The sequence below is a fragment of the Pseudomonas sp. NFACC32-1 genome, from assembly GCF_900101215.1.
Lineage (GTDB): Bacteria > Pseudomonadota > Gammaproteobacteria > Pseudomonadales > Pseudomonadaceae > Aquipseudomonas.
In genome coordinates this window covers 823,958-839,562 of record NZ_FMUL01000001.1, presented here as the reverse complement: position 1 = coordinate 839,562, position 15,605 = coordinate 823,958, and the positions used below count along the sequence as shown (strand labels likewise).

Here is a 15,605-nt window from a genome sequence, read left to right as displayed (position 1 = left end):
TGTGCCCGACTCATGCCTGCGGTTCATTTGCCCGGTTCGGCGCCGGTGGGGGTGGTGGCGCGTACGCCCCCTTGCCCTGCCAGGATCAGGTTGCCATTGCCCGCCGCCGCGACGGCCGCCACGGAAATCCGATCGGGCCGATTGAAGACGCTGAAGGTCACGCCGTCATCGGTGCTGCGTATCACGCTGCCGCCGTTGCCGACGATCACGATGGAGCCGTCCGGCAGCAAGGTCGCCCCTGACAGGCCGAACTCCAGCTCGCCGCGAGCGGCCTTGAGCTCCACCTGCTCCCAGCTGCCGCCGAAATCGGTGGAACGATAGAGGTTGCCGCGCAGGCCGTAGGCCAGCAATGTCGAAGGCTGGGCAGTGCCGATGACACCGAACAACGAACCTTCGTACGGGCCTTCGAGCTTCTCCCAGGTCTGGCCCCAGTCGGCGGAACGGAACATGGCGCCGGCCTCGCCGACGATGAACAGGCCGGCGTCTTTCACGGCGGCGATGGCATTGAGGTGAAACTGGTCTTCGTTGTCGAGGCGGTCGCTGGCATCTTCCCAGTGCTTGCCGCCGTCGGTGGTCTCCAACAGCGCGCCGTAGGCCCCTACGGCAAAGCCGTTGGTGGCGTCCTTGAACCAGACATCCAGCAGTGGCGCCTCGCGGTTGAGGTCCTCGAATTGCTTGGTCCAGGTGGTGCCGCCGTCTTCGCTGGCAAGGATCTGCGCGTCGTGCCCCACGGCCCAGCCGCGCTTGTCGTCGACGAAAAACACGGCAGTGAGCAATTGGCGGGTCGGAACCTTGGCCTGGGTCCAGGATTTGCCCTGGTCGTCGGAGTAGACGATGTGCCCACGGTCACCGACCGCCACCAGGCGCTGGCCGGCGTGGACCACATCGAGCATCAGGGTTTTGCTGGCCTTGGCCGATTCGACGGAATAGATGACATCGGTTGTCGAGGCCGCAACGGCCAACGCCGGTGCCGACAACACCGCAGAGCCCAGCAGCGAGAGCGCCGAGGCCAGCAACGCAACGCTGCGCAGCACCGTCGGACGTGCACGGCTCACTGCCATGACAGGCTCACTCATAGACCTTTCCCCCATTATTATTGTTAGGTCATTCAACCTTTCAGGGCGCCGTAAGCGGGCTCTGTACTGTTGCAGTCCTGGAGCATAGTCCTGAAACCTGCAATCTAGAGCCACTTCGGAAGCTGACCTATCCTATCGGGCTTTCGAAAGGTCTGACAATCGACGCCGCGTTATCTTTTGTTAACCAGAAGGCTGGGCGTGGGGACTGAATGGTGGGGTATTCGGTGGGGTGATAGCGAGGGGGCCTGGTGATGACGGCTGACGTTATCGCGAGCAAGCTCGCTCCCACAGAGGATCCATACTGACCACGGAATAAGTGTCCGCTGGAGCGCTACTGTGGGAGCGGGCCTGCTCGCGATGGGAGCACCGCGGTCCGCCAGGCAGACCGCGGCATCAACGTCACGCCAGGCTCTTGCTCACCACTTCGAAGACATCGGCCGACAGCCCGCCGGACGCCAGAATGCGCTCAAGTTCGCCCTTCATCAGTGTCTGGCGGGCACTGTCGTATTTGCGCCAGCGGGTCAACGGCGCCAGTTGCCGCGAGGCGATCTGCGGGTTGAAGCCGTTGAGCTGGATCACCAGGTCCGCCAGGAAGCGGTAGCCCGAGCCATCGGCGGCGTGGAAGTTGATCAGGTTCTGCCCGGCGAACGCACCGACCAGGGCCCGCACCTTGTTCGGGTTCTTGATATTGAACGCCGGATGCGCCATCAACGCCTTGACCCGCGCCAGGCCGCCCGGCAAGGGGCTGCCGGCCTGGACGCTGAACCACTGGTCCATCACCAGCGGGTTGCCCTTGAAGTTTTCCGCGAACACTTCAAGGGCCTTGGCCTTCTCGGTCTCGTACGGCGAGTTGACCAGCACCGCCAGCGCCGTGAGGCGTTCGGTCATGTTGTCCGCTGTGTCGAACTGGTCCAGGGTGGCGCTGAGCACTTCGGGCTTGTCGGTGAGCATCAGGTACGACAGCGCGATGTTCTGCAACGCGCGGCGGGCGAAATGCTCGGCCTCGGCCACGTATGGCGTGCGCTTCGACAGGTCGCGGTTGGCCTCATAGCGCAGCCACAGGGCTTCGAACAGGTTCTCGGCCAGTTGCTGGCGGGCGAATTCACGCGCGGCATGGATGGCTTCCACGTCGGCCACTTCGCTGATTTCCGTCAGATAGGCCTCGCTTGGCAGCGAGAGCATTTCCGCGACCATGGCCTGGTCCAGGGATTCATCCGACAGCACCGTGCGCAGGGCACTGACCAGACGTGGGTCCAGCGCCAGGCGCTCGCCCTTCTGGTGTTGGGCGATCAGCTCCTGCAATACCTGCACCGACAGTTGCTGGCCGGCATCCCAGCGATTGAAGCCGTCGCTGTCGTGCTGCATCAGGAACATCAACTGGTCGCGATCGTACGGGAAGCTCAGCTTCACCGGCGCCGAGAAGCCCCGCAGCAGCGATGGCAGGGGTTTTTCCGCGATGTCGACGAAGGTGAAAGTCTGTTCGGCCTCGGTCACCGAGATCACCCGGGACGTACCGCTCGCGGCGGCCTCCCCGGCCAGGCGCAGAGGCATTTCGGCGCCCTTGCTGTCCAGCAGGCCGAGCTCCACGGGAATCACGAATGGCCGTTTTTCCTGCTTGTCCGGGGTGGGTGGGCAGCTCTGGCTGAAGGTCAGGCTGTAGGTCCTGGCCGTGGCGTCGTAGGACTCACTCACCGCCAGGCGTGGGGTACCGGCCTGGCTGTACCAGCGCTTGAACTGGGTCAGGTCGACGCCGTTGGCATCTTCCATGGCCTTGATGAAGTCATCGCAGGTCACGGCCTGGCCGTCGTGGCGTTCGAAGTACAGGTCGCTGCCCTTGCGAAAGCCCTCCGGCCCCAGCAGGGTGTGGATCATGCCGACCACTTCCGAGCCCTTTTCATACACGGTCAGGGTGTAGAAGTTGGAAATCTCGATGAAGCTGTCCGGGCGCACCGGGTGGGCCATGGGGCCGGCGTCTTCGGCGAACTGGTGGGTACGCAGGTAAGCCACGTCCTGGATACGCTTGACGGTGGCCGAGTTCATGTCGGCGGAGAACCCGGCATCGCGGAACACCGTGAAACCTTCCTTGAGCGACAGCTGGAACCAGTCGCGGCAGGTCACGCGGTTGCCCGACCAGTTGTGGAAGTATTCGTGGGCCACGATGGCTTCCACCCGCTGGTGCGCAGCGTCGGTGGCGGTTTCGGCGCGGGCCAGCACGGCGCTGGAGTTGAAGATGTTGAGGCCCTTGTTCTCCATGGCGCCCATGTTGAAGTCGTTGACCGCGACGATCATGAAGATGTCCAGGTCGTATTCACGCCCGTACACCTCTTCGTCCCAGCGCATGGATTTCTTCAGACTGGTCATGGCGTGCTGGCATTTGTCGATGTTTTCCGGCTCGACATAGATGCGCAAGGCCACCGTGCGCTCGGTCATGGTGGTGAAGGTGTCTTCGACGCACCATAGGTCCCCGGCCACCAGGGCGAACAGGTAGGCGGGTTTCTTGAACGGATCTTCCCAGGTCGCCCAGTGCCGGCCGTCCTCCCCCGGACCGCTGGCAATCGGGTTGCCGTTGGACAACAGCACCGGATAGCTGTGCTGCTCGGCCACCACGGTGGTGGTGAACTTGCTCATCACGTCGGGGCGGTCGAGGTAATAGGTGATCTTGCGGAAACCCTCGGCCTCGCACTGGGTGCAGAACATGCTGCCGGACTTGTACAGGCCTTCCAGGGCGGTGTTGGTTTCCGGATGGATGCGCACGCTGGTGTCCACCGTGAACGCCTGGGCCTTGGGCTGCAGGGTCAGGTGGCTGTCGTCCAGGTGATAGTCGCCCGGGCCCAGGTCGCTGTCGTCGAGCTTGACCGACAGCAGTTCGAGCTGTTGGCCGTCCAGCACCAGCGGCGGCAAGCCGGCGCCCCGCTCGGGGTTGCGGCGCATGACCAGTTGCGCATGGACCAGGCTGTGGTCCTCGAACAACTCGAAGGTCAGGTGTGTCTCGTCGATCAGGTACTCGGGCGCCTGATAGTCCTTGAGGTAGATCATCTTCGGTTGTTCGGTGCGCATGGGTCGAATCCTTCTACTGATGCACGGCGAGCTGATAGGCCGTGTATTTACGAATATTGATCACGCCGGTATCGAAAATCAGATACTGGCCCTTGATTCCCAGCAACGTGCCTTCGGCAATCGGGTCCTTGTCCAGGTTGAAACTGACGATCTTGGCCGGGTATCGCTCCACCGGATAGCGAATCTCCACAGGTTCGACGTCCGCTATGGTCTGGATCGCTTGCAGGCCGAAACGTTCCTGCAGCCCCTGAAGCCCCTGGGCGCAGCTTTCGAACAGCGAATCGCGGATCCGGGGCAGGTCCACCGCCACCGCGTCGCCCTTGAGCAAGGCGCGCCAGTTGGTCTTGTCCGCCACTTGGCTGCGGAACAGGTCTTCGACGAACCCCGACTGCTGGCGGGTGGCGACCCGCAGGATCGGCAGCGCCTGGCTGGCGCCCTGGTCGAGCCAGCGGGTCGGCAGTTGCGTGGCCCGGGTGATCCCGACCTTCACGCCCGAGGAGTTCGCCAGGTACACCACATGATCGGTCATGCAGAACTGTTCGCCCCATGCCGGCTCGCGGCACGTCCCTGCCTCGAAATGGCAGCGCTCGGGGCTCATGATGCAGATATCGCATTGCGCCAGCCTGGTCATGCAGGGGTAGCAGTAGCCCTGGCTGAAGCTGGTCTTGGTCCTGCGCCCGCAGTGGGTGCAATGGATCGCACCGAGAAACTCCAGGCGCACCGTGCTGCCGATCAGCGGGTTGACCGGCACCTCGACATCGCCCAGGCGAAAGGCATATTGAACGGTCGGCCCGTCCAGGCGCGCCGACATCTTGCTGATTGCACCGCGGCCAATCTCGATCAATGGATGGCATCCGACTTGAACAGGATGTTCGGCACTTCGTGCGCCTTCGACTGGCACTCCTGCGGGCCCATGTAGCCGGTGCGCTCTTCCTCGGGCAGGTTCTGGATTTCCCAGGCGATCATGGCCTGCAACGACAGCTCGCGCTGTTCGGCGGTGAGCTTGTTGCCGTCGGCCCATTTACCGATCTCCACCGCCAGTTTCAGGCTGCGATAGATGTCGGGGGTGATGTTTTTGATCATTTCGTTGAACGAAGACATAGGTTCTCCGCGCTATCGCGCATATTCAAGAGGCACAGGCGCCGGTCAGGGGGCCATTTTACGGCGAGCGAACAGCCCACCCAACAGCCCTGTGAAGCAACCGACGAGCAGCCCGCCGACGTGGGCCGCGTTGGCGATGTCGCCGAAGCCGATCAGCGAAACCAGCCCGGACAGGCACAGCAGCAGCCACACCAGCATCATCACCAGCACCCCACGGGGCAAGTGATAGGCGGGGTTTGGCGCCAGCAGTTGATAGATCCAGCAATGCCCCAGCAAGCCGTACAGCACCCCGGACAACCCACCGAACAGGGTCGGCCCGCTGAACAAATACTGGGCGAAATTGGATACGAGGCTGAACAGCAGCGTCAGCCCCAGCAGGTTGATGCCGCCCTGGCGCGCTTCGATCCGGCGGCCCAGTTCCCAGTACCACATGCCATTCATGGCAATGTGCAGGAAACCGAAGTGGATCAGCATCGGCGTCACCAGGCGCCACCACTGCCCCGCCGCCAGGCTGTCGGCCAGGGGGGTGAAATGGATGTAGTCGCCGACGACGCGAAACTCCAGGAAGGTCAGCCAGCGCAGCGTCTCGAGATTTTCCCCCAGCAGGGTCACCGCCGCGACGATCAGGCTCAGCAGCAACACCAGGGCCGTGATCGGACTGCGGGTCAATTGCTCGACGAAACCCGTCCGCCGTGGGGTGGTGCCGCTGGCAGGCAGCTCCAGCTGGTGCTCGGGGTCGCCCGCCGGAAAGCGTTCGTACAGGGAGCGCACGTCTTCGCTGATTTCGTCCGGCACCCAGAGCACCTGCTCGCCCGCCTCTTCGCTGACGCGGTGAGGCACCTGCATGCGTTGCAGCAACTTGACGAAACCGCTCAGGTCCTGGGCCAGGGGTAAACGCAACACAGCGACAGCGGTCACTTCACCACCTCCGGTCGTTCCACATCGACCCAGACGAATTTGTGCGGGTCCAGTCGGGTTTCCTGGTCCAGGCGATAGGCGGCCAGCTTGCCGTAGAGCACGGCGCTGTAGTCCAGGCACGCCAGGTTCGGGCGGATCGGCGCGGGTTTGCCGCTGCGCCAGTAATGGCCGACGAACAGCAGCGGTTGATCGATGCCGTAACGCAGCAGGTTGTTCTTTTCATCGGGAGACAGGGGCCTGCGCGCCACCGGTTCGGGCAAGGCGTCGGGCTGGAAGACGATATCGCCGTAGGTCTGCGGGTCGTCCTCCCAGAACTTGGTACGAAAGAACGAACGGGTCAGGCCATCGCCACCGGTCAGGGTCATGCCATGGGGCAGGCGCATGTCGGTACCCCGCAACAGGCGGTCGAACACCGTGCAGGCGAAACTGCCGGACTGCGCCGAGGCCTGGAGGAAATGCTCGTCGATGCAACCGTCCGGGAACAGGCCCCGCAGCGGCTCGATCAGGCTGGCGTCCCAACAGGCATGCACCACCCGGAAACGACCGGCATCGACAAACAACGGCAGCTCGTAGAACCAGGCCAGGAAATCGTGCCAGTCGCCGGGGTGATGTTCGAACTGGGTCAGGGTCTCGTTGAGCAACCGGGCATGGCGCGGCGTGTGTTCGCGAACATAGCGCTGGCCACTGCCGGGCAGTGCCGGAGTGCTCCAGCCCAGGGCATTGAACTCGTGGTTGCCCATGATGCACAGCGCCTGGCCGGCCTCCACCATGTCGTGGACGATGTGCAGCGCCTCGCGGATCCGCGGGCCACGGTCGATGATGTCGCCCAGGAACACGGCCATGCGCGACGGATGCCGCCAGACCCCGCCCTGCTTGTGGTAACCGAGCCGGTCAAGCAGGTGTTCCAGGGTCAGGGCGCATCCGTGCACGTCACCGATCAGGTCGTAACTTCGCGCAGGATCGAGCATCAGTCGCCCCTTCCTCCCAGCCGGCTGCCCCAGCCGAGCTTGGTCCGGCAGACTTCGTAGTAATTGTGATCCAGCGGATGGATCAGGCGCAGCTTCTGCGCTTTCTTGCTGACGGTGATGGTGTCACCCGGCGCGCAGGTGAAGTGGTTCTGACCGTCACAGGACACTTGTGGGTAGATCTGCATATCCTTGGACACGACGATTTTCAGTTCACTGTTGCCATCGACCACGATGGGTCGCCCAGACAAGGTATGGGGGTACATGGGCACAATCACAATAGCGTCGAGCTTGGGATGCATGATCGGGCCACCGGCGGACAGCGCGTAGGCCGTGGAGCCCGTGGGCGTGGCGACGATCAGGCCGTCGGCCTTCTGGCTGCAGACGAACTGGCCGTCGATGTACAGTTCGAACTCGATCATGCGCGTGGATTTGCCCGGGTGCAGCACCACGTCGTTGAGGGCGTCGCCCTGGCCGATGGCCTCGGCGTGACGGCGCACCTCGGCCTGCAGCAGGAAGCGGTTTTCCACCAGGTAGTGGCCGTCCAGTACTTCGGCGACCTTGGTTTCCAGCTCGTCCGGGCGGATGTCGGTGAGAAACCCCAGGCTGCCCCGGTTGATCCCCAGCACCGGGATATTGTGCCGCGCCAGGGCCCGCGCGGCCCCCAGCAGGCTGCCGTCGCCGCCCACCACGATCACCATGTCGCAGACTTCGCCCAGCATCTTGCGCGACGACGTCTGCAGGCCATGGCCCGGCAGGACTTCGGCGATGGTATCTTCGAGAATCACATGCAGGTGCCGCTCCAGGAGGAAACGCTTGAGGCGGCGGACGGTGTCCAGCACCTGCGAACTGCCCAGGCGACCGATGATGCCGATATTGCGAAATTGCTCCATGGGGCTCCTGCGAGGGTCTGCGACGGGCGAAAAACCCGATTATGGGCGAAAGCGGCCCATAGACAAAATTCTTTAAGCCTTCACCATCGCGCAAGGCCCTTCATTCGAGGCTTGCCCTCGCCATGGGCCCTGGGTTTTCCCGAAACGAACAGTCTTGGCCATATAGCGGCTATGCTCGCAAAATGATCCTGTTTCCCGAACTGCTGGACCTGCCCCGCCGCTTGCGCCATCCCGAAGTGCGGGACCTGGCGTGGGCGATACTCGCCCCGCCGATGCTCATCGACACCCCCTGGCCCCAGCGCCATCCCCTGTCGGGCAGCGACTGGGTGCAGCAGCCCCACCGGCTGGAACACTGGTTGCAGCAACTGGACCGCGACAGCTATCCCCTGCTGCATTGCCTGTCCCAGGGCCGGACCCGGCGCCTGGGCCTGTACTACGAAAGGCTGTGGCAGTTTGCCGTGCAACACGCGCCGGGCATCGAGCTGGTTGCCGCGAACCTGCCGATCCGCCACCAGGGCCATACCCTGGGCGAGCTGGACCTGCTGCTGCGCGACGGCGAAGGCATCCATCATCTGGAACTGGCGATCAAGCTCTACCTCGGCCCCCAGGACGGCAACGGGCAAGACACCGCTCGGTGGCTGGGCCCGGGCAGCCATGACCGGCTCGACCGCAAACTGGCCCACCTGCGCGAACACCAGTTACCCATCTCGGCGCGCCCGGAAAGCTGCGAAGCCCTGGCGACACTGGGCATCGACGCCGCGGGCATCGAGTCGTTCCGCTCCGAACTCTGGCTGGGGGGCTACCTGCTTTATCCCTGGCCCGGCCACGCCGAACCGCCCGCCGGAGCGCACCCCAGGCATTTGCGCGGCAGTTGGTTGCATCAGCGCGACTGGCCGGCGTTCGTCGCCCAGCGCCCACCGGGCCGCTGGCAACCCCTGCCCCGGGCCGCCTGGCTGGCCCCGGCCCATTACCCGGCGGACCAGACCTGGACCACCGGGCAGCTTGAAGCCTGGCGACTGGCCCTGGACCCAATGGCGCCGGCGCAACTGATGGTGCGCCTGACGGAAAATGCCAAGGGTGAGTGGGAAGAAGCCGAACGGCTGTTCCTGGTGGCGGATCGCTGGCCGGATGTGCCGGGCAATGGCTGAGCCTTGTGCTGCCTGTCAGGACCTCATCGCGAGCAAGCTCGCTCCCACATGGTGTCTCTGTTCTCCCTTGAAATGGCAGGCGCGGCGGTCAGTGTGGGAGCGAGCTTGCTCGCGATAAAGCCACCTCGGTCTAAATGGACAACCGCACCGCCAGCGCCGCCAACGTCACCAGCAACACCGGCACGGTCAGCACGATCCCGACCTTGAAGTAATAGCCCCAGCCGATGCGGATGTCCTTGCGCGCCAGCACATGCAACCAGAGCAAAGTGGCCAGGCTGCCGATCGGCGTGATTTTCGGCCCCAGGTCGCTGCCGATGACGTTGGCATAGACCATCGCCTCCTTCACCACCCCGCTGGCCTGGCTGGCGTCGATGGACAAGGCGCCGACCAGTACCGTCGGCAGGTTGTTCATCACCGACGAGAGCAAGGCCGTCAGCAACCCGGTGCCCATGGCCGCACCCCACACCCCATAGCCGGCGAAAACGTCGAGCCAGCGAGCCAGGTAATCGGTCAGGCCGGCATTGCGCAGCCCATAGACCACCAGGTACATGCCCAGGGAAAAGATCACGATCTGCCAGGGCGCTTCTTTCATGGCCTTGCGGGTGGAAATCTTGTGACCCCGGGCCGCCACGGCCAGCAGCAACGCGGCGCAGACGGCCGAGATCGCGCTGATGGGAATGCCCAGCGGCTCCAGGGCGAAGCAGCCCAGCAACAGGATCGCCAGCACCACCCAGCCGGCGTAGAAGGTGGCCGTGTCGTGGATGGCGCTGGCCGGATCCGCCAGTTGCTGCCGATCGTAGTCGCGAGGGATATCGCGACGGAAGAACCACAGCAGGATCGCCAGACTGGCCGCCACGGCCACCAGGTTCACCGGCACCATCACCGACGCGTAGCGATTGAAGCCAATGCCGAAGAAGTCCGCCGACACGATGTTCACCAGGTTCGACACCACCAGCGGCAGGCTCGCCGTGTCGGCAATGAAACCCGCGCCCATCACGAAGGCCAGGGTCGCCGCCGGGGAAAAGCGCAAGGCCAGCAGCATGGAAATCACGATCGGCGTGAGGATCAGCGCCGCGCCGTCATTGGCGAACAACGCCGACACCAGTGCCCCCAGCAGCACCATGAAGGCAAACAGCTTGCGTCCGCTGCCCCGCCCCCACCGGGCCACGTGCAGCGCCGCCCAAGCGAAGAAACCCGCTTCGTCCAGCAACAGGCTGATGATGATCAGCGCGACGAACGTGCCGGTGGCATTCCAGATGATCTGCCACACCAGGGCAATGTCACCGACCTGCACCACCCCGCTCAACAGGGCCAGAACGGCGCCGAGGGTGGCACTCCAACCGACGCCCAGGCCCTTGGGTTGCCAGATCACCAGCGTAATGGTCAGCAGGAAAATCAACGACGCAACGAGCATGCACAATCGCCTTGAGAAAAAAATGGAGGAATGATCAGCAGCAGCGCACGGGACGGTCGACCATCGCGGTCAAGCGTTGCACATCCGCCGCCAGCCACTGGGCGTTGGCCGCCAATGCCTGTTCCAGCAGCGTACCCACCCAGGATGGCAATTGCGGGTGCAGCCGGTAATAGACCCACTGCCCTTGCCGCCGGTCGCTGAGCAGGCCGGCGTGACGCAGCTGCGCCAGGTGTCGAGAGATCTTCGGCTGGCTCTGGTCCAGGGCGGCGGTGAGTTCACAGACACATAACTCGCCTTCACGGGCCACCAACAGCGCGATGCGAGTGCGGGTGTCGTCGGCCAATGCCTTGAAGACATCGACGGGATTATGGGAATCGGGCATGGCAAGAAGAAATCTGGATGAGCGAAGGGGGAATATATGGAAAGACGAATATCTGGTAAAGCCCGGCACCACGATGCAGGCACCGTGGTGCCGGGTTCGGGGCTGCTTCACAGCCCAGCGGGGATGAATCCCCTCGCCACAGAAACACAACTCACCCCAGCAAGGGAATGCACACTAAAGAATCGAACCGCACTTGTGGCGAAGGCCGGTCAGCGCGGACCGCCGTTGTCCAGGGCCCGGTTCGCCAGCAACCCACCCAGCTCGATCAACTGCTGGATGCCCAACGCCACATGCCGGCGCGAACCTTCCAGTTCGAAGGCCAGGTCACTGATCATGGCATCGGCCGAGGCCAGGGTTTCGCTGAGGTTGGCGAGCAGGCATTCGGTGTCGATACCGTTTACCACGGTGAAGAGTTGGCCTGGGGGTGGGTCGGTTTCGGGGTCGGGCTTGAGGTAGAAATCGAGGGCGCGTTTGGCGGCTTTGTCGAAGGCGGTTGGGTCGGGATCGGTGTCTGGTGGATTTGGGGTTGGTTTGAACATGATGAGGCTCCTATGGAATGGAGCCACCGAAATCTGTCGCTAAACAGAGATGGGTGGCGGCTGCACGCGGGTTAGCGAACCGGTCATAGGCACCCGGCAGACCCGAAGGTCTCCCACATAACAGCCGCCATAACGAAATTGCAGTCAGATCTGCAACAAAACATGGAGGGCTTGTTGTGCCTAGAATGATCCGAGTCGCTAAACCCGATCGCTGATTCGTCAGCGACCCGCAAACGATAGAACCCGCCCCCCAGACGCACAAGCCGGCGGATTCTGGCGCAGTTGTAGGCAATGGCGCAAGGCGACGTAGCCGGAGGCTGAAGGATGAGGTGGGACGCAGTTTCGGCAAGCTCGGACCTATTAAAGCGAGTTTCCTCGCTTTAATAGGGTGTGTTTTTGTCCGAAATAAATGTCCCTCTTTTTCCGCACATACGGGTCCGGTTTTCTCTGAGGCAACGCTTACTCCTCAACTATTGATCGGTTCAAATGCCAACATGCGCGGAAACAACTGAGTATTATCGTCATGGAACGTTAGAGCGCCATACGTAGTTGATCTCCACACAAACGCCGCAATACTAGGCCTGCCTAAATTATCGTTCCATATATATGCGAGCCCCGTATATCGACCTCCCGGATCAGGCGTATGTAGTGTCTCGAGAAGCCCTTCAAAGGTTTCAAAATTCTGAGCAAGAGCCATTATGTACGTATCAGCAGCCTTGGGCAGATTCCATCCAATCTGGCGCGCCCAAGCGTGTACGTCCGCTGCGGTTGTGGGCCCTTCACGTCTCAGCAGCCGGACTATATTCTCGACCACCACCTCATAATGCACCTCAGCCCCTGCAGAATCCTTGATCACGACAGTAGTTACACCATTGCGCAGGCCGGCGACCTTGCCCACGTCAGACACAGATGCAGTTTGTGGGTTAAGCGAGGTATAGCTATAGGGAGGAACTCCGCCGGTGGGCGTACGGGTACCCGTATTATTGGGAACCTCCCGCTGTGCCAGTCCATACGATTGAAAGAATTTGATGCCATCCAAGCGCATGGGCGTGGGATCCACGATCAGCGGCTCGGCGGTGACTCTATAAGTACGCAAAGGAAAATCGACCGCATTGGCCTGAGTCGAAGTGCGATCGAAAGTGACTTGCAAGATAACCTTGAGCTCTGAGCCAATGCGCAGCTTTTCCAGCTCGGTCCGTGGAATCGCTTTGGACAACCCGGCAGATAATTCGCTCTCGATAACCGCTGAGCTGCTGTAAAGCGGAATCGTGTAATCCGCACCATTGCCCGCAGCAGTCCCTTCACACTTCAGCCAAACCCGCTGACCGATCGCAATGAGCGGCCAAGGTGCGACAGTGACACGTGCATCGCCGCTGAAACTACTCAGATCCAACACACTACCGATCCCCCCCTGCGCCGCCTCCGGAATCAACGGCATCGTCAGGCTCGCCACAGGCATCGCCTGCACATTCAGCATAAACGTATCCGACGGCGGCGACTCCACGCCGTTCTGGATCACCGTGTAGGTCACCGTCACCGCCTTGCCCAGGTTGAACGCCACCACGCTGTTGGTCATCGGAACGTCCCAGCCATCCCTGACCGGCCATTCCTCCGAGGTGTACGACCCCCCGGCCGGCGTGCCCGGTGCGCCGGTCCAGGTGACTTTGAGTTTGTCCTCGGGCAGCAGCGCGGCATTGGCTGGCACGACGACGGTCAGCTTGTCCTTGGCATTGACCGGGTTCAGGATGGCGCCGTTGGCTTCTTCCACCGAAGGTGCCTTCAGGTCCAGGACCGAACCCACCGTCAGGTGCCTGACAATGGAATTGCCCAGCAAGCTCGTGCCACGGGTGATGGAGTAGCTCACGTCTACCGTGCCATTGAGGTTTTCGGTCACGTACCGGAACGGCACGGTAAACGGCACCAGCTTGCCCGCTGTGTTGCCGGTCAAGGTTCTGGACTGGTCCGGGGCATTGCTCGACGAACCGCGCCAGCGCAGCACGACGACATCTTCGGGAATCGTCGCGGTATGGGTCGCGTGAACGTTCACGCCAATCAGCGGATTGACGTCGTCCGGGTTCAACACGTCGTTGGGCGCTTCCACCACCGTCGGGATAGGCAGCGACGGCGCGGCGACCCCCACGCTCAACACCAGATGCTCCGATTCGGGTTGGCCGTTCACGCTGTAGTACACGGTGAGCGAGCCGCCATCGAGCCGCTTGACCTGCTCTTTGGCGAGGTTCGCCAGCACCGGCGCGCCGACCGGCTCTCCACCGACGATGGCGGTCACTTCATGGTAGGTCGGCAGCGTGGTGGAGGTGCGGCCGTCACAGATGATAATGATCTCGTCGCCGGCGGTTCGGCCTGGGTAGTAAGGAACGGACAGGGTGTAGAAGCTGAGGTCCGGATCCAGCGTTCCGCCCACCGCCTCCACGATCTCCGGGGCCAGGTATTGACGGGCATCGCCGATCACGGTCACGGAGGTGCTTTTCGATGGGAGATCCTTCTCGCCACTGCGGATCCTTAGGTAACTTACCGAGGCCCGCCCCCTGGCGATCGCCGCGACATCATCATGGGGGATGGTGAAGTCGTAGTAGTAGGGAATGGTTTGAACCGTATGCTCCAGCGGGCCGACGATCACCGGAGAGCTATCAGCAGCCGTGCCACGCCAGGTCAGGCGCAAAAGATCACCCACGGCGTGTTCGTAGCGGTTGGCGGTGACACGTACGGTGACCGGATTGCCGGCCAGTTCGGCGAGGTCGATCTCCTCCACCGGAAAGCCATCGACCAGCACCAGCGGCGGATCGAGGCGGTTGTTGTTCACATCCACCAGCACATGGGTCACCGCTGACCAGCGCCAATACCCCCCCGGGTAATTGCCGCACTCATCCACCACCTGATAGGCCACGGCCAGGGCATCGCTGTCCTCGGCTCGCTCGATCACCTCCAGGGGGATGGTGATAGTGATCTCTTGGTTTTCCTCATCCTCGGCCACCGTGTGATAGACATTCTCGGTGCCCCAGGCCACGTTGATCTCGTCTCTGCGACGCATGTTCTTGTATGGCTTGATGGTGATCGGCACACCGGCTGCGGCCTCGTCGGGGCCAACCCCGTTGTCGAGAATGTCCTGGGGAATCGAATACTTCAGGCCCGAATGGCCAGGGGTGCCTTGGTCCGGATCGAAGCCACCGGGTGGGTCGAGCTTGACCAGCAACTTCCACTGCGGCTGCGACACGACCGGTTGCGTCGAGCTTGACCGCAGCACACTGTAGAACACCGGAAAAGCGTCGCCTTCGACGATATGCCCTTCATCGACCCGGAAAGCCAGTCGTTGGTTTTTCTGGTTCTGGTCGACGACGGTGCTCCAGACAGGGGCAGAGCCATCGCTCCAGTAGAGTTTGAAGTCGTCACCGACCTCCATGTTGGTCCAGGGTTCGACGATACAGAGCAGCCCCCCTTCCACCAGCCTGGCCGGAATACCGGCATCGTAGTCCTGCACCAAAAGCGTCCAGCCTGGAAACCAGGGCGGGTCGAGTGTGTCGGCCGAAGGCGTGCTGCTGGGCGAATAACGCCGGGGGAATCGCTTTTCCATGGGAAACACCTCGATCTTTGAGGGGCTGCCAATAAAACAGTAGAGGCGAAGGGAAGGAGCGATCATTAAGACGCACCGGGGTGGGAGCGTCTACTGTCAGGATTGACAGGTGGAGGGATGACCTTCGTGGCGAGGGAGCGGGTTTCCTCGCCACGGGTAAGATGGACCGATTAACGCAGGTTGCCGTTGTCCAGGGCCCGATTCGCCAGCAACCCACCCAGCTCGATCAACTGCTGGATGCCCAACGCCACATGCCGACGCGAACCTTCCAGTTCGAAGGCCAGGTCGCTGATCATGGCATCGGCCGAGGCCAGGGTTTCGCTGAGGTTGGCGAGCAGGCATTCGGTGTCGATGCCGTTTACCACGGTGAAGAGTTGGCCTGGGGGTGGGTCGGTTTCGGGGTCGGGCTTGAGGTAGAAATCGAGGGCGCGTTTGGCGGCTTTGTCGAAGGCGGTTGGGTCGGGATCGGCGTCTGGCGGATTGGGGGTTGGTTTGAACATGGCGAATCTCCGTGAAGGGTTGA

General features: G+C 62.6%; 13 protein-coding genes. 1 reads left to right on the top strand and 12 read right to left on the bottom strand.

Annotation, left to right across the window (positions count from 1 at the left end; genetic code table 11):
- Positions 1-23: 23 nt before the first annotated feature.
- The 7 genes from BLP99_RS03660 to BLP99_RS03630 form a co-directional block, all read right to left on the bottom strand.
- Positions 24-1,076 carry a WD40/YVTN/BNR-like repeat-containing protein gene (locus BLP99_RS03660; RefSeq protein WP_072398906.1) on the bottom strand — a complete coding sequence of 351 codons (1,053 nt, stop codon included), beginning with the start codon at positions 1,074-1,076 and terminating at the stop codon, positions 24-26.
- A 399-nt stretch (positions 1,077-1,475) separates the two neighbouring features.
- A complete protein-coding gene (gene pepN, locus BLP99_RS03655; RefSeq protein WP_072398905.1) occupies positions 1,476-4,133 on the bottom strand; it encodes an aminopeptidase N in 2,658 nt (885 codons plus the stop codon).
- Between the two features lie 13 nt (positions 4,134-4,146).
- The gene (locus tag BLP99_RS03650) at positions 4,147-4,977 is read right to left on the bottom strand and encodes a DUF2797 domain-containing protein (protein ID WP_072398904.1); all 831 of its coding nucleotides are present in this window, start codon (positions 4,975-4,977) and stop codon (positions 4,147-4,149) included.
- Positions 4,974-5,234, bottom strand: coding sequence for a YeaC family protein (locus BLP99_RS03645; protein WP_053153794.1), 261 nt, complete (start codon positions 5,232-5,234; stop codon positions 4,974-4,976). The genes BLP99_RS03650 and BLP99_RS03645 overlap by 4 nt, the downstream gene beginning before the upstream one ends.
- 45 nt (positions 5,235-5,279) lie before the next feature.
- Positions 5,280-6,152: a rhomboid family intramembrane serine protease gene (locus tag BLP99_RS03640; protein ID WP_092179750.1), complete on the bottom strand. Its 873-nt coding sequence runs from the start codon at positions 6,150-6,152 to the stop codon at positions 5,280-5,282.
- Positions 6,149-7,123, bottom strand: coding sequence for a metallophosphoesterase (locus BLP99_RS03635; RefSeq protein WP_176776491.1), 975 nt, complete (start codon positions 7,121-7,123; stop codon positions 6,149-6,151). The genes BLP99_RS03640 and BLP99_RS03635 overlap by 4 nt, the downstream gene beginning before the upstream one ends.
- The gene (locus BLP99_RS03630; protein ID WP_024776985.1) at positions 7,120-8,010 is read right to left on the bottom strand and encodes an NAD(+) kinase; all 891 of its coding nucleotides are present in this window, start codon (positions 8,008-8,010) and stop codon (positions 7,120-7,122) included. The genes BLP99_RS03635 and BLP99_RS03630 overlap by 4 nt, the downstream gene beginning before the upstream one ends.
- A gap of 182 nt (positions 8,011-8,192) precedes the next feature.
- Between BLP99_RS03630 and BLP99_RS03625 the strand changes: the two genes are divergently transcribed.
- Positions 8,193-9,158, top strand: a complete 966-nt coding sequence (locus BLP99_RS03625; RefSeq protein WP_092179748.1) for a DUF1853 family protein — start codon at positions 8,193-8,195, stop codon at positions 9,156-9,158.
- Positions 9,159-9,288: 130 nt separating this feature from the next.
- On the opposite strand, the gene BLP99_RS03620 is transcribed toward BLP99_RS03625, so the two are convergent.
- The 5 genes from BLP99_RS03620 to BLP99_RS03600 form a co-directional block, all read right to left on the bottom strand.
- On the bottom strand, positions 9,289-10,572 hold the full coding sequence (locus tag BLP99_RS03620) for an arsenic transporter (protein ID WP_092179746.1): 1,284 nt from the start codon (positions 10,570-10,572) through the stop codon (positions 9,289-9,291).
- A gap of 34 nt (positions 10,573-10,606) precedes the next feature.
- Entirely contained in the window at positions 10,607-10,954 is a 348-nt protein-coding gene (locus tag BLP99_RS03615; protein WP_072430529.1) for a metalloregulator ArsR/SmtB family transcription factor, read from the bottom strand.
- A gap of 209 nt (positions 10,955-11,163) precedes the next feature.
- Positions 11,164-11,493: a DUF6124 family protein gene (locus tag BLP99_RS03610; RefSeq protein WP_092179744.1), complete on the bottom strand. Its 330-nt coding sequence runs from the start codon at positions 11,491-11,493 to the stop codon at positions 11,164-11,166.
- Positions 11,494-11,959: 466 nt separating this feature from the next.
- Entirely contained in the window at positions 11,960-15,148 is a 3,189-nt protein-coding gene (locus BLP99_RS03605) for a hypothetical protein (protein ID WP_143007927.1), read from the bottom strand.
- Positions 15,149-15,252: 104 nt separating this feature from the next.
- Positions 15,253-15,582, bottom strand: a complete 330-nt coding sequence (locus BLP99_RS03600) for a DUF6124 family protein (protein WP_092179740.1) — start codon at positions 15,580-15,582, stop codon at positions 15,253-15,255.
- Positions 15,583-15,605 lie beyond the last annotated feature (23 nt).